This window comes from Mesorhizobium sp. M0227 (assembly GCF_040321855.1).
GTDB lineage: Bacteria > Pseudomonadota > Alphaproteobacteria > Rhizobiales > Rhizobiaceae > Mesorhizobium.
In genome coordinates, this window is record NZ_JAMYSJ010000011.1 from 177,351 (window position 1) to 193,752 (window position 16,402).

A 16,402-nucleotide genomic window follows, 5' to 3' on the forward strand; every position below is an offset into this window, starting at 1 on the left:
GCTCCTCCTCTGGCATGCCCTTTAGACCAAAGCGGCCCGGCGCAGGACCTGCCTTGCACGTTCGATGACCGGCCGATCCACCATCTCGCCGTTCACCTGGCTGGCTTCGCCTGATGAGGCCGCGCCAATGATGTCGCGTGCCCATGTGATGTCATTTTCGCTCGGGCGAAAGCCATTGCGAATCGGCTCGATCTGCCTCGGATGGATGGCCATCTTGCCGCCAAAACCCATCTTCATGGCGTGGCGGGCGTCATCCTCCGTGATTTCAGGATTGCTCAGGTCGGTCGTTACGCCGTCGATCGGCGCGGCCCGGCCAGCGGCGCGCGAGCGCCAGACGATTTCGCTGCGAGCCGCAAGCAGGATCAGCCGATCATGCGCGCAACCGAGATCGAGCGAGAAGTCGACCGAGCCGAAGGCGACGGCAACGACGCCGGGCGTGGCCAATATGTCCGGCAGATTGGCAAGGCCGACAGCACTCTCGACCAGCGCGATGACGGAAACGCTGCGTGCCATGTGCCTGGTCATATCAGTAATGTCTTCCGGCCGCTCGGCCTTGGGCAGCATGACGGAGACGCCGTCGAGGCGCCGCACGGCATCGATATCCACTTCGTGCCAGGGTGTGCCGACGGCGTTGATGCGAACCACGACCGCGGATGTCAGCACGGCTGCATGGGCAACGACTGCTTCCCGGGCGCGCTCCTTGTCGCCAGGGGCGACGGCATCCTCGAGGTCGAGAATGACCGCATCCGCGCCGCTGCTGTCGGCCTTGGCAAAGCGCTCCGGCCGCGAGCCGGGTACGAAGAGCGGCACCACAGGCGTGACGAAGCTCACCATTGCGCCGTGGCCTTCACCGTCACATGGCCGTCGGCCGACCGTACCTCGAGGGCCATGCCATCTTGGCCTCGGGATGTTGCGCTCAAAAGCAGGCGCTGCGGGCCGGTCGCGGGATGCACGCCGCGGAACGAGAAACGGCGCGGCGACGTGCCGGCAATGGCGGTGGCGAAGTTCATCAGCAGCGTCGCCTGCAACGGGCCATGGATGACGAGCCCGGAATAGTGCTCGACCGTCGTGGCGTAGGGCGCGTCATAGTGGATGCGGTGCCCGTTGAACGTCAGCGCGGAATATCGAAAGAGCAGCACGGGATCGACGTTGATCGTGCGCTCGTGCGATGCGGCCAGGGGCGAATTGGCCGGCGGGGCAGGGGTCGCCGCAGCAGCTTCGGCGGCGCGATAGACGATGGTCTGGTCCTCCTCGATCACCGGACCGGAATCGTTGGCAATGTCGTGCCGGACCGTGACGAAGGTGAGGGGGCCGCTGCGGCCATGCTTCTCCTCTATGGCGGTCAATGTCGAGCGGCGGCGGATGGGGTCGCCGGAGCGGATCGTCGCCATGAAACGCACGTCGCTGGCAGCCCACATGCGGCGCGGAAGCGGCACCGGTGGCAGGAAGCCGCCTTTGGCCGGGTGCCCGTCAGGTCCGAGTTCACGCATGGCGGCAATGTCCGGCGTCAGGCACCAGTGCAGTCCTGGCGGGGCCGCGCCCTCGGCAGTCTGCGCCGCGTGGTCCCCAAGCGTGGCGCCAAAGCTGGCCAGCAGGCGCGGGGTGACAATGTCCTCGACCGTGTGTGTGCGTCCAACCCATTCCTGCAGCGTGGTTATGTCCAGGCTCATCAGGTCCTCGTCAGGCGGCGAATTCGGACCGGATCCGGTCCGTATCGGCGCCAAGGGCGGGAACGCTGGGGACCGTTGCGAACCCCTCCGACCGCCCTGCCGGCATCGGCACGGAGATGCGCCTGCCGTCCGGCAGCGCCACCTCTGTCCGGCGCAACGCCTTGTGGTGCGGCAGGTCGTTCATTGCGCTCACCCGGCCCCAGGCGATCTGCGCCTCGTTGAGACGGTTTATAGCCACTTCGCAGTCGATTGCCGCGAAGATCGGTTCGATCTCGGCGTCGAGTGCCGTGCGATTGGCCACCCGCCAGGCATTGGTGGCGAAGCGTTCGTCGGCGAACAGATCCTGCCTTTGCAGCACGAGCGTGCAGAAGCGCTTCCATTCATTGGTCTGCTGGATGGACACGACCACGCTGCCATCCCGACAGGCATAGGGTCGATAGGGGTAGATCGAAGCGTGCGCCAGGCCATATCTCTGGGTCTCACGGCCCGCATATTCGTAGTGCAGCAGCGGCACGGTCATCCAATCGGCCATGGCGTCGAACATGGCAATCTCGACAATGCGACCGCGCCCAGTCTTCTGGCGCGCGAGCAAGGCTTCGAGGATCGCTGCATGGGCATTCATGCCGGTGGCGATGTCGGCGGCGGAAACCCCGACCTTGCTCGGCGTGTCCGGTGTGCCGGTAACGGCGCAGATGCCGCTTTCGGCCTGCACCAGCATGTCGTAGGCGCGCATGGCCGCGTAGGGCGTGTCCTGCCCGTAGCCAACGATGTTGATGGCTATCAGCCGAGGAAACTCCTTCGCGATTGTATCGGCCGAGAGGCCGAGCCTGTCGATGGCGCCCGGCACGAGATTCTGCACGAGGACGTCGGCGCGCGCGACCATCCGGTGCAGGAGAGCCAGGTCGTGCTCGGTCTTCAGGTCGAGCACCGCGCTCTCCTTGCCGCGGTTGAGCCAGACGAAGTAAGCGGACATGCCCTCCACTGCGGAATCGTAGTGACGCGCGGTTTCGCCTTCCGGGCGCTCGATCTTCACGACGCGTGCGCCGGCATCGGCAAGGCGGACCGTGCAGAGCGGAGCGGCGACGGCCTGCTCGATCGAAACGACAAACAGGCCCTCCAGTGGGCGGGCGCCGTCAGACATTGCGCTGCACTCCCGAGCGCGCCAGCACACCAGGCTTCAGCCGCTCGTTCTTGCCGTAGTCCTCGGCTGCGTGGAAGAACAGATGCGGCGTGCCATCAATGTCCTCAAGCCTCTTGCGGTAGGCTTCCAGATAGGCCTTGCGGCCATCGTCGCCGACACGGCCCGGCATATAGGCGACGAAGGGCGGCAGCACGTCGAAGCCGGAATAGCGCAGCAGACCATTGTGGATCGGCCACAGCACCGTGAGGATGTCGCCGTCGATGCCATCGGGCGCGTAGGTGTCGGCCGACGTGCCCGTGGTGGCGGCCACCATGGCGAGCTTTCCCCTGAACATGCCGGTGTCGTATTTGCGGCCCGGCATATAGGCGAAACCGCGCGCGAAGACGCGATCGGCCCAGCCCTTGAGCATTGCAGGCATTCCGAACCACCAGACCGGGAACTGGAACAGCACGAAATCCGCCCGCTTCACCTTTTCGACCTCGGCGTTTATGTCGGCCGCGAGTGCGTCGGCCTCGTAGGCGGCGGTCTGCTCGCGCGGCAGGCTGAAGAAGTCTGGATCGTTGCGCTCGCCCGATATGTCGCCCGGCCCTGCGACAGGATTGAAGCCCATCGCATAGAGGTCGCTGACAACCACGTCGTGGCCGGCGCGGGTCAGGGTTTCCACGGCGAGATCCTTCATGGCGCCGTTGAAGGATTTTGCTTCCGGGTGGGCGTAGACGATGAGGACGTTCACGGACGACTCCTAGTAGGAACGCGGCAGTCCAAGCACGTGCTCGGAAAGGTATGACAGGATGAGGTTGGTCGAGATCGGCGCGACCTGATAGAGACGCGTCTCGCGGAACTTGCGCTCGACATCGTATTCTTCAGCGAAACCGAACCCGCCATAAGTCTGGATGCAGACATTGGCGGCTTCGTTCGAAGCGTCGGCCGCCAGCATCTTGGCCATGTTGGCTTCAGCGCCGGGGTTCTTGCCGGCCTCGTAGAGGCTCAGCGCCTGGCGCACCATCAATTCAGCTGCGCGCATGTTGGCGTAGGCCCTTGCGATCGGGAACTGGATGCCCTGGTTCTGGCCGATTGCCCGGCCAAACACATGCCGCTCCTTTGCGTAGGTGCTGGCCTTTTCGATGAACCATTTCGCATCGCCGATGCACTCGGCGGCAATCAGGATACGCTCGGCGTTCATGCCCGAGAGGATGTAGCGGAATCCCTTTCCCTCTTCGCCGATCAGGTTTTCGACCGGCACGCGCAGATCGTCGAAGAAGACTTCCGTGGTGGCATGGTTCATCATGGTGCGGATCGGCCGGATTGTGAGGCCGTTGCCGACGGCTTCGCGCATGTCGACGATGAGGACGGAGAGGCCGTCGGTCTTTTTCATGCCGTCCTTCAGCGGCGTGGTCCGCGCCAGCAGCAGCATCAGATCGGAATGCTCGGCACGGCTGGTCCAGATCTTCTGGCCCTTGACCACGAAATGATCGCCGTCGAGGCGAGCAGTAGTCTTGAGCGCGCCGGTGTCGGTGCCGCTGCTCGGTTCCGTGACGCCGAAGGCCTGCAGGCGCAATTCTCCTGTGGCGACCTTCGGCAGATATCGCTGCTTCTGGGCTTCCGAGCCGTGGCGAACAAGCGTGCCCATCGTGTACATCTGGGCATGGCAGGCGCCACCATTGCAGCCGGCGCGCTGGATTTCCTCCAGCACGGCAGCGGCGGCCGAAAGCGGCAAGCCCGAGCCATCATAGGCCTCCGGGATCAGGATCGAGAGCCAACCGGCCTGCGTCAGCGCTGCGACGAATTCACCGGGGTAGGTCATGTCCCTGTCGAGTGCGCGCCAGTATTCTCCGGGAAAGCGCGCGCACAACCTGGCGACGGCATCGCGAATGTCCTGGTAGTGTTCCATGAGGTTTGTCCGGCTTTTCGTCTTGCTGCAGGCCTCACTATCGCGCCTCGACGCCCTATCCGCAATGCAAGGCAGGCGTGAGCAGATATAACGAAATTCAAATGCTTATGGCGGAGGACCGAGAAGCTGGCCAACCCAGACGGCCCGCCCGACAAGATCCTTGGCGATGTCCTCGATCGCTTGTCCGGCAAACCGCGCCAGCCGCGAGGCAGGCCGGTCCGCCGGGTATGCAAGGATCAGGCGGCGCACGGGCACCGGATCGATCAACGGCGCGGCGGTGAGCAGCCCGGCGGTCACGTCGGCATGGATAGGAGCGAGCGGCAGGATCGTCCAGCCATGGCCGTTGCGCACTAGGTCCTTCAGCGCGGAGTATGAGTCCGCTTCGATGCCGACATCGAGCGTGATGCCGGCATCCGTGGCGCAGCGTTCGACGATGATGCGCAACCCGTGCTTGATGCTGGGCAGCAGCAGGCGCTTGCCCGCGAGCGAGGCGAACGATACGGCGCGCACGGTTGAAAAACCCGCGTCCGGCGGTCCGATCAGGAACAGGTTTTCCAGGAGCAGCGGGCGCGAGCGCAGCGAACGCGCCATGCGCGGGTCGTAGAGCACCGCAACGTCCACCTCGCCGCGGTGCATCCAGTCCAGCAGATAGCCGGTGTAGGCACTGACAAGCCTGAGCTTGGCCTTGGGATGGGCCTTGCCGAAGGCGGCCGCCAGCGGTAGCGAAATAATGTCGGCAACGGTGGGCGGCAGGCCGATGGCCACTTCGCCGGTTAGCGGCGCATCGGCGGGCGTGGCCGTGGCGCGGATCTCGTCGATCTCGGCCATCACGCGCATGGCGTGCGCCAGCACCTCCTTGCCCTGCTCAGACAGCACCATGCCGCGTCCATGGCGCAGGAAAAGGGCAAAGCCCAATTCCTCCTCCAGCATGCGCACCTGCCGGCTGAGCGCCGGCTGCGCAATGTGCAGCCGGTCGGCGGCCTTGCTGAGGCTGCCGAGTTCGGCGACGTGGATGAGCGTGCGTAGCTGCGATAACTCCATGAGCTATCGAATATCATTATATCTGATCACAATAAAGGGACGAAGATTAGATTGGACAGCCGAGGTAACCTGGTTCCAATCCAAATTCCCGGGGGTCCAAGGTGACGGCGAGCATAGAAGCAAAACATCCGCAAGCGGCAGCACTTGCAGCCGCTCCGGCGGCGTCTGAAAAGCAGTGGCCGGATCCGGTCTATGACGTGCTCAAGGCCGCCGGCATCAGCCAGATGTCCTACGTGCCCGACGCAGGCCACACCACATTGATTGAGCGCTTCAGCACGGATCCCGAGGTTGTCACCAATGTGCTGACGACGGAGGAGGAGGGCATCGCCATTGCCGCAGGCTCCTGGCTCGGCGGCAAGCGGAGCGTCGTGCTCATGCAATCCTCAGGCGTCGGCAATTGCATCAACATGCTGTCGCTTCCCGTGCAGGCGCGCTTTCCCCTGCTCGTCCTGGTGACGATGCGAGGCGAGTGGGCCGAGTTCAATCCGTGGCAGGTGCCAATGGGGCAGGCGACGGAGGCCTCGCTGAAGGCGATCGGCCTCAGGGTGCTGCGCGCCGAGACCGGTCCCGATCTCGTGGAGACGGTGGCGCAGGCAGCCTTGATGGCTTTCGACGCCGACCAGCAGATTGCCGTGCTGATCGGGCAGCGGCTGCTCGGCAAGAAGAAGTGGTGAGCGACATGAATTTACCGACGATGGACCGCCGGGTTGCGGTGAAGAAGCTGCTTGACGCCCGCGACGGAGCCCTGGTCGTGACCGGTCTCGGCTCGCCGAGCTACGACGTGCATGCTGCCGGTGACCGCAACGACAACTATTATCTGTGGGGCGCCATGGGCGGTGCTGCGCTGATCGGCCTGGGGCTTGCCCAGGCCCAGCCGCAGAAGCGGGTCATGGTGATCACCGGAGATGGCGAACAGCTCATGGCGTTCGGTTCGCTGGCGACGATCTCGGTGGCGCGGCCGAAAAATCTCGACCTGATCGTGCTCGACAATCAGCATTTCGGCGAGACCGGCATGCAGTCCAGCCATACCGGCAAGGGCATTGGTTTCGACAAGGTCGCGGCCGCTTGCGGTTTTTTGAAGACCGCCGAGCTGCGTACGCTGGAGGAGGTCGACACGCTGTGTGAAGAGCTTCGGCATCCGGCCGACGGTCCGCGCCTTTTCGTGCTGAAAATCACCGCCGAGAACCTGCCGCGCTCGCTGCCGCCGCGCGACGCGGTCGAGGTCAAGAACCGCTTTCGCGCCCATCTGGGCTTTACCACCTGTTGAGGACCGATATGGCGCTGGTCAGTTTCCAGAACACGGTCGGCGGTCGGTTGCAATCGACAGCCGATACATTCGAGAGCCATGATCCGTTCACCGGCAGGCCCTGGGCGCTGATTCCGCGCGATGGACAGGCCGAGGTGGATGCCGCCGTAGCCTCCGCCAAGGCTGCTTTCCGGTCGAAGGAGTGGGCCGGGATCACGCCCACCGCGCGCGGCAAGCTGCTCGTGCGGCTGGCTGAGCTGATCGCGGAGAACGCGGATCGCATTGCCGCCATCGAGACGCGCGACAATGGCAAGCTGCTCACCGAAATGACGGCACAGCTGCGCTATATCCCGGAATGGTTCCGCTATTTCGGCGGTCTTGCCGACAAGATCGAAGGTGCGGTGCTGCCGATCGACAAGGCTGGCATGTTCGCGTTCACCCGCCACGAGCCGCTGGGTGTCATTGCAGCGATCGTGCCCTGGAATTCGCCGCTTTTACTCCTGACATGGAAGCTCGCGCCGCTGCTGGCGGCAGGCAACACTGTCGTCATCAAGCCGTCGGAACACGCCTCGGCCTCGACGCTGGAGTTCGTGAAACTGTTTGCGCGGGCAGGCTTCCCGCCCGGCGTGGTCAACACCGTTACCGGCATGCCGCTTGATGTCGGCGCGCCACTCGTCTCTCATCCCGACGTCGCCAAGATCGCCTTCACCGGTGGTGAGCCTGGCGGGATCGCGGTCTATCGAGCGGCTGCCGAACAGCTAAAAGTCGTCACGCTGGAGCTCGGCGGCAAATCGGCCAACATCGTCTTCGACGACGCCGACATCGAGGGCGCGGTCAACGGCGCGATCTCAGGCATCTTCGCCGCCAGTGGCCAGACCTGCATCGCGGGTTCGCGGCTGCTGGTGCATCGCAAAATCCACGACCGGTTCGTGGAGAGCGTCATAACGCTGGCGGCCAGCGCTCGACTGGGCAATCCGGCGCTGCAAGAGACGCAGGTCGGGCCGATCACCACGCAAGCCCAGCGCGAGAAGGTGCTGTCCTATCTCGGCATCGCGCGCCGCGAGGGTGCGCTTTGCGTGCTGGGCGGCGGCAAGCCGGCCTCGGGTGAATTGGCCGAGGGCTGGTTCGTCGAGCCCACCATCTTCACTGGCGTGAACAACACCATGCGGATCGCGCGCGAAGAGGTGTTCGGACCGATCCTTTCGGTCATTCCGTTCGACGACGAGGAAGAGGCTTTCGCCATTGCCAATGACAGCCCCTACGGGCTGGCGGCAGGAATATGGACCAGCGACATGGGCCGGGCGTTGCGCGGCGCGGCCGCAATGGAGGCGGGGATGGTCTGGATCAATTCATACCGTGCCGTCTCCTACATGGCGCCCTTCGGCGGCTACAAGAGGAGCGGTATCGGGCGCGAAAGCGGGCAGGATGCCATCAATTCCTATCTGCAGACCAAGACGGTGTGGATAGACACCGCCGGCAAGACCGCCAATCCCTTCGTTATCCGCTAGGCTAGGCTTCGGTGGGAGAATCCCCATCCGTAGCCAAGCTCGGCCCATACTCCTTGAGACGGTGGCCGACTTACAAATGATCGAAGGATTGGACATGAGACAGGCAGGCAAGGTGGCGGTTGTCACAGGCGCGGCGCGCGGCATCGGACGCGCTTGCGCGGAACGCTTTTTGGCCGAAGGCGCGAAGCTCGTGCTCGGCGACATCAATGCCGTGGAGCTAGAAAAATGTGCCGCTGAAATCGGCACCACCGACAGCGTCCTGGCGGTCGTTACGGATGTCAGCAAGAAGGAACAGATCGATGGGCTGATTGCAGCGGCGGTGGCGAAGTTCGGCCGTGTCGACATCATGGTCAACAATGCCGGCATCGCTCCGGTCCAGGACTTTCTCGACATCACAGAGGCGGACTACGACAGGGTTCTCGCCGTCAATCTGAAGGGCGCGTTCATGGGCACCCAGGCGGCCGCCCGCCAGATGATCGCGCAAGGTGGAGGCGGCGTCATCATCAACATGTCGTCGATCAATTCGGGCCTCGCCAACCCGCGTGTCGCCACCTACGCGATCTCCAAGGGCGGCATGAACCAGGTCACCAGCACCGCGGCCGTCGCCTTCGCTCCCCATGGCATCCGTGTGGTCGGTGTCGGCCCGGGCACCATCGCCACGGACATGGTCATGGACGGGACATTCATCGATTCGGAAGAAATGAGACGGGCGGTCCTTTCGCGTACACCGCTCGGGCGCCTCGGCACGGCAGCCGAGATCGCCTCGGTCGTGGCGTTCCTGGCCAGCGACGACGCTTCCTACATCACCGGCGAGACGATCTACCCCGACGGGGGGCGCCGCGTGCTGAACTATACGGTCCCGATCAAGGAGTGAGAAGAATGGGGAGTGACGACATGGGTAATTTCGAAAAGCTGCATCACATCTGCATCGTCGTGCACGATATCGACAAGGCGCAGGCCTACTACGACTCCATCGGCATCGGGCCATGGGAGCCCTATCCGCCGCTGGCTGAATACGAAGAACTGCAGGTCCCAAGCCCCGAGGGTTTCAAGGCGATGCAATATCGGATTTGCAACTTGCCGAACGTTCAGCTGCAGCTGTGCCAGCCGAACGGCGATCCTTCACCGCAGCGAATTCATCTCGACAGCAAGGGTGAAGGTGTCTTCCATATCGGCTTCGAGGTTCGTGATGCGGACGCAGCCGAAACCAAGGCGAAAACCGACGGACTTGCCGTGCTGATGCGCGGGCGCCGGGAAAACCGCACCGGCTTCACCTACTACGACACAGCCGACAAGGCAGGCGTGATCCTGCTGACCCGGGCGACCAATCTGCCCGGCAAATGATCTTCGCGCGAAGGATTGGGGCTGGACAAGGAGACGGGGCGACTGATCAGCTGCCCCGCAATTCCTCAAGCCGGTCGACCAGGAATTTGCCGCTGGTGATGATATGCATTTCCAAAAGGCCGACGGCGCGCAGCGTATCCTTGGCTTCGCACAGGTCGATGAGCTGCCAGTGGTCGCGGTCGGACTGGGCCTGGATTTCGGTGAGCGTCACCATCATGCGCGTGTAGCGTTCCAGCTGCTGGTAGATGCGCCCGACCAGTTCGATCGTCGCCTTGCGGCCGGACGGCGCGTAGAGCGCGGCGTGGAAGTTCCAGTTGAGCTGGTTCGAGTACTCGCCTGTCTTGCCCTGCTCCTGGTGCTGCTTTGCGCGCTCGCGGGCCAGCGCGAGGTCTGCCTCCGTCATCCTTGGAATGGCCAGGGCTAGCAGCCATGTTTCGATCCGGGCTCGCAATTCGTAGAGCTCGAGAATCTCGTCCAGGGAAATGGAGGTAACGACGGCGCCCTTGTGGGAAACCAGCGTGACGAAGCCTTCCGAATGAAGCTGATGCAGCGCCTCTCGCACCGGAATTCGGCTGACGCCGAACTCGGTGGCCAGATGCTCCTGCCGCAGCTGAAAGTTGGCCTCGTATTCGCCGATCAGGATCTTCTGCCTGATGGCATCGGCGACCTGGGTCGAGATGGTTTTCTTCTGTACGAGCATGAATCAGCCTGAGGCGGCCGCCGTGTTTGTTGACTGGCGCCGTTTTGATTGAAGAAGTGGACGCATAGCACCGTTGTCACTGCGATGCCATGTCGCCCGTTTCGCTTCAGTAGACATGTTCCTCGATAGGCTGATTGCCAGCGATCCGTTCGTAGCGGAAGGCCGAGAGGTCGACAGATCGGTACTCGCCGTAGGCAATGAGGTCGCTGACGCCCGACCCGGTCGCCGCCGCGTGCATCATGCCGTGGCCGCTGAAGCCGGTGGCCAGGACGAAGTTCGAGATCTCGGGATGCCGGCCGATGATGCCGCTGTGGTCGAAGGTGTTGTACTCGTAGAGCCCCGCCCAGGCGCGCAGCATGCGCAATTGTTCGAAGCCTGGCACACGATAGGCGAGTGCTGGCCAGATCAACTCGTCGAACAGGTCGTAGTCCACATCCAGGCCGAAATCGTCCGGGTCGTTCTCGCGTACCGGTGGAATACCGCACAGGAAGAGCTGACCTTCCGGCCGCAGCCAGAGGCCGCTTGTGTCGAAGATGAAGGGGCAGTTCTCGATCCTTGCCGGTGTTTCGAAGACGAAGACGCATCGCTTGCTCGGGACGACCGGTAGGTCGGCGCCGGCCATCCTGGCAATGCCCGCGCTCCATGGCCCGGCCGCGTTGATCACCGTGCCGGCGGCAAGCCGGTCGCCATTGTCCAGAACCACTTCGCCAACCTTGCCGGGAGACGCCATGGTCAGTCCGGTCACGGTCGCGGCAAGATAGTCCACGCCCTGCGTGCGTGCCTTGCGGCGGAATGCCTGCATCAGGCCGGGGCCGTCGAACCAGCCTTCGCTGCCAAGGCCGAGCGAGCCAAGGGCGAGATCGTCCGTGTTGAGCCATGGGAAGCGTCGCGCCAGATCGGCCTGCTCGATCAGTTCGGCGTCGACGCCCATGCCGCGCTGAACGCGGTTCTTGGCACGCTGCGCGTCGGCCCGCTCGGGTGTCGCCAGCACGAGGTAGCCGGGCTCATGCAGGCCGATGTCGGCCAACTCGTCGCCGATGGCAAGCCGCGTCTTTACCTGGCGCAGGAAGTCGATGCTGAACTTCGACATGGCAATGTTGGGCGCCGTGCCGAACTGCTGGCGGATGGCGCTGGTCGACAAGGAAGACGAGGACGCCGTGTAGTACGGGTCCCGCTCGATCACCGCGATCCTGCCATCGAAATCCGGATTGGCTGACAGAAAGTAGGCGATCGAGCTGCCGACAACGCCGCCGCCGACGATCACCACATCATAGTTTGTGCCCATACCAATCGCGTTCCCTATCTCGAATATCATCCGCGGCGACAAGGATTGGATATCTTCCTCTATCGGTCCACGTCCAAAACGAGACATAACCCGGTCTTCGATGCAGAAAAAGAGGTTTGACGTGAAAAACAGAATACATTATCCAATTTGTAACAGATATCACCTGCCCGGCAACGTCGCGGCAGCCATGCCGAGGATTTCCCGTGGGCCTCATCGCTCCCCGTCTCGACGTCATCAAGCCAAGCCCCAGCATGGCGGTCACCGCGCGGGCAATCGAAATGCGTTCGGCCGGCATCGACGTCATCAGCCTGAGCGCCGGCGAGCCGGATTTTCCAACGCCACCGCACATCGTCGAGGCGGCCTACGAGGCGATGCGCAGGGGGGAGACGCGCTATACGGCGGTCGACGGCACCGCCGCGCTGAAGAAGGCGGTGGCCGGAAAATTCAGGCGCGAGAACGGCCTCGATTACAAGCCTTCGCAAATCAGTGTCGCGGGCGGCGCCAAGCAGATCATCTACAACGCCCTGCTGGCAACGCTGGCCCCCGGCGACGAGGTGGTTGTCCCAGCGCCCTATTGGGTTTCCTACACCGACATCGTCCTGCTCGGCGAAGGCAAGCCCGTGGTCGTTCCCTGCACGGAGCCGCAGGGCTTCAAACTGACACCGCAAGCCCTGCGAGCCGCGATCACCGGGCGCACCAAATGGCTGCTTCTCAACACGCCTTCCAACCCGACAGGCGCCGTCTACAGCCGCGACGAACTTGCGGGGCTGGCGGGGGTGTTGCTCGATCACCCGCATGTGCACGTTCTGACCGACGACATCTACGAGCATATCCTGTTCGATGGACGAACCTTCCATACCATCGCCGGCGTCGAGCCGAGGCTGAAGGACCGTACGCTGACAGTGAACGGGGTGTCGAAGGCCTATGCCATGACCGGCTGGCGGATCGGCTATGCCGGCGGGCCGGAACCGCTGATCCGCGCCATGGCGACCGTGCAGAGCCAAAGCACGTCCAACCCGTCATCCATCTCGCAGGCCGCGACCATTGCCGCACTGGAAGGTCCTCAGGACTTTCTTCGCCCTCGGGCGCTCGAATTCCAGGCACGGCGCGACCGCGCTTTGGATCTGCTGCGCGCGATTCCCGGTCTCACCTGCCGGACGCCCGAGGGCGCCTTCTATCTCTATCCCAATTGCTCGGCCCTGATCGGTCGTCGCCGCCCGGACGGCACTCCTATCGGCAGCGACGACGACTTCTCGCTTTACCTGCTCGATCAGGCGCGGGTCGCGGTGGTGCAGGGCTCTGCCTACGGCCTGTCGCCGCATTTCCGCATTTCCATAGCCACGTCGATGGACCTGATCGAAAAAGCGATCGGGCGTATCGCCGAGGCTGTCGAAGCGCTGCGGTAGGGCCGGCGATGGATCTCGACTTCGTCCAGAAGCTGATCGAATTTGTCTCGCGTTCGCCCATTGCCGAGTTGGAGATCGAGCGCGATGGCGTTCGTATCCGCATGTCCAGGCAGGGGGTGCTGGCGCAATCCGCGTCGCAGCCTTCGCCGCAGTCGGGGTCAGCCGCCGGCCCTGCCGTCTTCACAAATCCGGCTTCGACAGCTCCGCCCATCGCGCGGCATTCGATCCGCGCGCCGCTGACCGGCGTGTTCTACCGTTCCGGCACCGAAGGCGAACCGCCGCTCGCTTCGGTTGGCGATGTGGTCGTGGAAGGGCAGAAGGTCGGTGTCCTCGAAGCCATGAAGACGTTCAACGTCGTGGAATCCGATCGCGCTGGGCGGATCGTCCAGATCGCGTTGGACGACCATGCCGCCGTGCAGTCCGGCGATGTGCTGTTCGTTCTCGAAGATTTGGGCTAGCGGCGATGTTCGACACCGTCCTTATCGCCAACCGCGGTGAAATCGCGCTGCGCATCCTGCGCGCCTGCCGCGATCTCGGATTGAAGACGGTGGCAGCGCACTCGGAAGCCGACGCGAGCCTTCGCCATGTCGCGCTGGCGGACAGGGCGATCTGCATCGGGCCGGCTGCGGCGACGGAGAGCTATCTCAATATCGCCGAGATCATCGCGGCCGCGCAACTCACCGGCGCGGGCGCGATCCATCCGGGCTATGGTTTCCTCTCGGAAAACGCCGCCTTCGCCGAGGCCGTCGAAAATGCCGGCCTCGCCTTCATCGGGCCGTCGGCCGCGGCGATCCGCACCTTGGGCGACAAGGTCTCCGCCAAGCGCACGATGATCGCTGCCGGCGTTCCCTGCGTTGCAGGGTCGGAGGGGGCGCTGCCGCAGGACGAGCAGGCAGTGCGCGCCATTGCCGAGGCCATCGGCTATCCGGTCATCGTCAAGGCGGCGGGCGGCGGCGGCGGGCGCGGCATGCGCATCGTGCGCGAGCAGCGCGCTCTGTTGGAAGCCGTTTCGATGGCGGTGAAAGAGGCGGACCGGGCCTTCGGCAACCCGCAAGTCTATCTGGAGAAATTCCTTGAGCACCCGCGCCATATCGAGATTCAGATTCTGGCGGACAAGCATGGCAAGGCGGTGTGGTTAGGCGAGCGGGATTGCTCCATGCAGCGCCGCCACCAGAAGATCATTGAGGAGGCGCCGGCGCCCGGCATCGCCCGCGAGGCGATTGCCGAGATCGGCGAGCTGTGTGCCCACGCATGCCTAACCATCGGCTATACAGGCGCGGGCACGTTCGAATTCCTCTACGAGGACGGGCGCTTCTCTTTCATCGAGATGAACACCCGCGTGCAGGTGGAGCATCCCGTCACGGAACTTGTCACCGGCATCGATATCGTGCGCGAGCAGATCCGCATCGCCCGGGGCGAAGCCCTGTCGTTCAGCCAGGAAGACATCCGCATCCAGGGCCACGCCGTCGAATGCCGCATCAACGCTGAAGATCCCTACAGCTTTCGCCCGCATCCGGGCCGGGTCGAGCGCTGGACGCCGCCCGGCGGCCCGGGAATCCGCGTCGAATCGCATCTCTACTCCGGTTACACCGTGCCGCCGCACTACGATTCCCTGGTGGCCAAGCTGCTGGCGCATGGCGCGACGCGGGCCGAGGCGATCCGGCGCATGAGCGGCGCGCTGGGCGAGATGGAGGCTGTCGGCATCGCCACCAACGCGCCGCTCCACGGCCTCCTGATGGAGGAGCCCGGCTTTGCCGCCGGCGGCTTCGATATCCATCATCTTGAACGTCTCATTGAAGGCGGTCTGCTCCAGGGACGAGGCGGCGATGACGGTTGAGGAGCTCGAAAGGCTGGCCGGCTGGTGTGTTAGCGCCGGCATCGGCGAGATCGAAGTGTCGGAGGCCGGCTTTTCGTTGCGCCTGCACATGCAATCCGTTGTTCCCTCGACACCCGCGGCCGAAGCCCCGAAGGCCGAAACGGTCTTCAAAGGCGTGCGCGCGCCCGGCGTCGGCGTGTTCCGTCTCGATCATCCAACGACCGGTCGGCCGGTTGCCGACCCTGGCCAGGTGGTTCGCAAGGGCGAGACGGTCGGCGTCCTGCAGGTCGGCCCATGCCTGAAGGCCGTGCTCGCGCCGGTAGACGGCGTGCTGGGCGCGGCGCTGATCGAGGACGGAGCGGTCGTCGGCTACGGCACGCCGCTCTACGAGCTGGTGTGAAGCAAAGGCGATGGTTCGAACCACTGAGGAAAGCGCCATGGCGGCCCAAGGATTGCAGGTCGATATCAATTCCGACATGGGCGAGGGTTTTGGAGCCTACAGGCTCGGCGACGATGCGGCGATCCTCGACATCGTCAGTTCCGCCAATGTCGCCTGCGGCTTTCATGCCGGCGACCCCGAGATCATGGCTGCCACCTTCTCGATGGCGCGCGACAAGGGCGTTGCCGTTGGCGCGCATCCGAGCTTCGCCGATCTGTGGGGGTTCGGACGCCGCATCATTCCGCATTCCATGGATGAGATCGAAAGGCTGGTCGCCTACCAGATCGGCGCGGCGCAGGCGCTTTCCGCCTATGCCGGCCACCCGATCCACTATGTGAAGGCGCATGGCGCGCTAGGCAATCTTACCCAGACCGATCGTGGCGTCGCCGAAGCGGTGACGCGCGCGGTCAAGGCCGTCGATCCCGGCCTGATCTGCCTGGTCATTGCGCTCGGCTTCCAGGACAGGATCGCGCGCGACGCTGGGCTGACGGTCAGGTCCGAGATATTCGCCGACCGCGCCTATACGGAGGAAGGCTTCCTTGTTTCGCGCAAGCTGGAAGGCGCTGTCATCCACGACGCCGAGAGGGCAGCCGAACGGGTCGTCCGAATGGTCAAGCAAGGCGCCATCGAGACGCTTTCCGGGCAGATGCTGCGGACGCCGATCGATTCGATCTGCGTCCACAGCGACACGCCGGCTGCCGTCGCCATCGCCGCGCATGTCAGGAGACGGCTTGAGGCAAGCGGCGTCAGGGTCAGAGCGTTCGCGGCCTAAGCGACCGAACGGTTACGCGGCCCTGCCGCACGGGCCCGGCCCCGGCCGTTAAAGAACCGACCTCCCTGGCGGCGATGCCGGGGGGGTAAAGGGGTGTGGGGGGGAGGGCGGTAAGGCCCAATGCGGGAAATAAGGGCCCGGGG

At 64.2% G+C, this 16,402-nt stretch carries 18 protein-coding genes; 10 read left to right on the plus strand and 8 right to left on the minus strand.

The features are described from left to right. Window positions 1-21: 21 nt before the first annotated feature. From NKJ00_RS17765 to NKJ00_RS17790, 6 genes are all read right to left on the minus strand, one after another. Window positions 22-834, minus strand: coding sequence for an HpcH/HpaI aldolase/citrate lyase family protein (locus NKJ00_RS17765; RefSeq protein WP_023809536.1), 813 nt, complete (start codon window positions 832-834; stop codon window positions 22-24). Next, window positions 828-1,670 (minus strand): HTD2 family dehydratase, encoded by an 843-nt coding sequence (locus NKJ00_RS17770; protein ID WP_023809535.1) that lies wholly within the window; start codon window positions 1,668-1,670, stop codon window positions 828-830. The genes NKJ00_RS17765 and NKJ00_RS17770 overlap by 7 nt, the downstream gene beginning before the upstream one ends. A 10-nt stretch (window positions 1,671-1,680) precedes the next feature. After that, on the minus strand, window positions 1,681-2,811 hold the full coding sequence (locus NKJ00_RS17775; protein ID WP_352630590.1) for a CaiB/BaiF CoA transferase family protein: 1,131 nt from the start codon (window positions 2,809-2,811) through the stop codon (window positions 1,681-1,683). Continuing rightward, complete coding sequence (locus NKJ00_RS17780; protein WP_023809533.1) at window positions 2,804-3,544, minus strand: NAD(P)H-dependent oxidoreductase; 741 nt, start codon at window positions 3,542-3,544, stop codon at window positions 2,804-2,806. The genes NKJ00_RS17775 and NKJ00_RS17780 overlap by 8 nt, the downstream gene beginning before the upstream one ends. Window positions 3,545-3,553: 9 nt before the next feature. Further along, window positions 3,554-4,702, minus strand: a complete 1,149-nt coding sequence (locus NKJ00_RS17785; protein WP_023809532.1) for an acyl-CoA dehydrogenase family protein — start codon at window positions 4,700-4,702, stop codon at window positions 3,554-3,556. A 105-nt stretch (window positions 4,703-4,807) separates the two neighbouring features. Beyond that, window positions 4,808-5,743 (minus strand): LysR family transcriptional regulator, encoded by a 936-nt coding sequence (locus NKJ00_RS17790; RefSeq protein ID WP_127267891.1) that lies wholly within the window; start codon window positions 5,741-5,743, stop codon window positions 4,808-4,810. 101 nt (window positions 5,744-5,844) lie between these two features. Here NKJ00_RS17790 and NKJ00_RS17795 point away from each other — a divergent pair, with 101 nt between their 5' ends. The 5 genes from NKJ00_RS17795 to NKJ00_RS17815 all read left to right on the plus strand — a co-directional run bounded on the left by NKJ00_RS17795 (window position 5,845) and on the right by NKJ00_RS17815 (window position 9,841). Beyond that, the gene (locus NKJ00_RS17795) at window positions 5,845-6,417 is read left to right on the plus strand and encodes a thiamine pyrophosphate-binding protein (RefSeq protein ID WP_023809530.1); all 573 of its coding nucleotides are present in this window, start codon (window positions 5,845-5,847) and stop codon (window positions 6,415-6,417) included. A 5-nt stretch (window positions 6,418-6,422) separates the two neighbouring features. Continuing rightward, a complete protein-coding gene (locus tag NKJ00_RS17800) occupies window positions 6,423-7,010 on the plus strand; it encodes a thiamine pyrophosphate-dependent enzyme (RefSeq protein ID WP_023809529.1) in 588 nt (195 codons plus the stop codon). A gap of 8 nt (window positions 7,011-7,018) precedes the next feature. Beyond that, window positions 7,019-8,497: an aldehyde dehydrogenase gene (locus NKJ00_RS17805; protein ID WP_352442507.1), complete on the plus strand. Its 1,479-nt coding sequence runs from the start codon at window positions 7,019-7,021 to the stop codon at window positions 8,495-8,497. Window positions 8,498-8,591: 94 nt separating this feature from the next. Next, window positions 8,592-9,371 (plus strand): SDR family NAD(P)-dependent oxidoreductase, encoded by a 780-nt coding sequence (locus NKJ00_RS17810; protein ID WP_023809528.1) that lies wholly within the window; start codon window positions 8,592-8,594, stop codon window positions 9,369-9,371. A gap of 20 nt (window positions 9,372-9,391) precedes the next feature. Further along, the gene (locus NKJ00_RS17815) at window positions 9,392-9,841 is read left to right on the plus strand and encodes a VOC family protein (RefSeq protein WP_023809527.1); all 450 of its coding nucleotides are present in this window, start codon (window positions 9,392-9,394) and stop codon (window positions 9,839-9,841) included. Window positions 9,842-9,887: 46 nt separating this feature from the next. On the opposite strand, the gene NKJ00_RS17820 is transcribed toward NKJ00_RS17815, so the two are convergent. Both NKJ00_RS17820 and NKJ00_RS17825 read right to left on the minus strand, forming a co-directional pair. Continuing rightward, window positions 9,888-10,541: a GntR family transcriptional regulator gene (locus NKJ00_RS17820; protein WP_023809526.1), complete on the minus strand. Its 654-nt coding sequence runs from the start codon at window positions 10,539-10,541 to the stop codon at window positions 9,888-9,890. 106 nt (window positions 10,542-10,647) lie between these two features. Continuing rightward, window positions 10,648-11,826 carry an NAD(P)/FAD-dependent oxidoreductase gene (locus tag NKJ00_RS17825; protein WP_352442508.1) on the minus strand — a complete coding sequence of 393 codons (1,179 nt, stop codon included), beginning with the start codon at window positions 11,824-11,826 and terminating at the stop codon, window positions 10,648-10,650. Window positions 11,827-12,029: 203 nt separating this feature from the next. Between NKJ00_RS17825 and NKJ00_RS17830 the strand changes: the two genes are divergently transcribed. The 5 genes from NKJ00_RS17830 to NKJ00_RS17850 are packed head-to-tail and all read left to right on the plus strand — an operon-like array spanning window position 12,030 to window position 16,259. Next, a complete protein-coding gene (locus NKJ00_RS17830; protein WP_352442509.1) occupies window positions 12,030-13,232 on the plus strand; it encodes a pyridoxal phosphate-dependent aminotransferase in 1,203 nt (400 codons plus the stop codon). A gap of 8 nt (window positions 13,233-13,240) precedes the next feature. Beyond that, window positions 13,241-13,690 (plus strand): acetyl-CoA carboxylase biotin carboxyl carrier protein, encoded by a 450-nt coding sequence (locus NKJ00_RS17835; protein ID WP_023809523.1) that lies wholly within the window; start codon window positions 13,241-13,243, stop codon window positions 13,688-13,690. A gap of 5 nt (window positions 13,691-13,695) precedes the next feature. Further along, a complete protein-coding gene (accC, locus tag NKJ00_RS17840; RefSeq protein ID WP_023809522.1) occupies window positions 13,696-15,069 on the plus strand; it encodes an acetyl-CoA carboxylase biotin carboxylase subunit in 1,374 nt (457 codons plus the stop codon). Next, complete coding sequence (locus tag NKJ00_RS17845) at window positions 15,059-15,448, plus strand: acetyl-CoA carboxylase biotin carboxyl carrier protein (protein WP_023809521.1); 390 nt, start codon at window positions 15,059-15,061, stop codon at window positions 15,446-15,448. The genes accC and NKJ00_RS17845 overlap by 11 nt, the downstream gene beginning before the upstream one ends. A gap of 37 nt (window positions 15,449-15,485) precedes the next feature. Beyond that, a complete protein-coding gene (locus tag NKJ00_RS17850) occupies window positions 15,486-16,259 on the plus strand; it encodes a LamB/YcsF family protein (protein ID WP_031212611.1) in 774 nt (257 codons plus the stop codon). Window positions 16,260-16,402 lie beyond the last annotated feature (143 nt).

What these genes read in the sequence shown, in the direction of transcription:
- NKJ00_RS17765 (WP_023809536.1), bottom strand. Translation starts at nt 834, where the DNA reads ATGGTGAGCTTCGTCACGCCTGTGGTGCCGCTCTTCGTACCCGGCTCG.
- NKJ00_RS17770 (WP_023809535.1), bottom strand. Translation starts at nt 1,670, where the DNA reads ATGAGCCTGGACATAACCACGCTGCAGGAATGGGTTGGACGCACACAC.
- NKJ00_RS17775 (WP_352630590.1), bottom strand. Translation starts at nt 2,811, where the DNA reads ATGTCTGACGGCGCCCGCCCACTGGAGGGCCTGTTTGTCGTTTCGATC.
- NKJ00_RS17785 (WP_023809532.1), bottom strand. Translation starts at nt 4,702, where the DNA reads ATGGAACACTACCAGGACATTCGCGATGCCGTCGCCAGGTTGTGCGCG.
- NKJ00_RS17790 (WP_127267891.1), bottom strand. Translation starts at nt 5,743, where the DNA reads ATGGAGTTATCGCAGCTACGCACGCTCATCCACGTCGCCGAACTCGGC.
- NKJ00_RS17800 (WP_023809529.1), top strand. Translation starts at nt 6,423, where the DNA reads ATGAATTTACCGACGATGGACCGCCGGGTTGCGGTGAAGAAGCTGCTT.
- NKJ00_RS17805 (WP_352442507.1), top strand. Translation starts at nt 7,019, where the DNA reads ATGGCGCTGGTCAGTTTCCAGAACACGGTCGGCGGTCGGTTGCAATCG.
- NKJ00_RS17810 (WP_023809528.1), top strand. Translation starts at nt 8,592, where the DNA reads ATGAGACAGGCAGGCAAGGTGGCGGTTGTCACAGGCGCGGCGCGCGGC.
- NKJ00_RS17815 (WP_023809527.1), top strand. Translation starts at nt 9,392, where the DNA reads ATGGGTAATTTCGAAAAGCTGCATCACATCTGCATCGTCGTGCACGAT.
- NKJ00_RS17820 (WP_023809526.1), bottom strand. Translation starts at nt 10,541, where the DNA reads ATGCTCGTACAGAAGAAAACCATCTCGACCCAGGTCGCCGATGCCATC.
- NKJ00_RS17825 (WP_352442508.1), bottom strand. Translation starts at nt 11,826, where the DNA reads ATGGGCACAAACTATGATGTGGTGATCGTCGGCGGCGGCGTTGTCGGC.
- NKJ00_RS17835 (WP_023809523.1), top strand. Translation starts at nt 13,241, where the DNA reads ATGGATCTCGACTTCGTCCAGAAGCTGATCGAATTTGTCTCGCGTTCG.
- accC (WP_023809522.1), top strand. Translation starts at nt 13,696, where the DNA reads ATGTTCGACACCGTCCTTATCGCCAACCGCGGTGAAATCGCGCTGCGC.
- NKJ00_RS17845 (WP_023809521.1), top strand. Translation starts at nt 15,059, where the DNA reads ATGACGGTTGAGGAGCTCGAAAGGCTGGCCGGCTGGTGTGTTAGCGCC.
- NKJ00_RS17850 (WP_031212611.1), top strand. Translation starts at nt 15,486, where the DNA reads ATGGCGGCCCAAGGATTGCAGGTCGATATCAATTCCGACATGGGCGAG.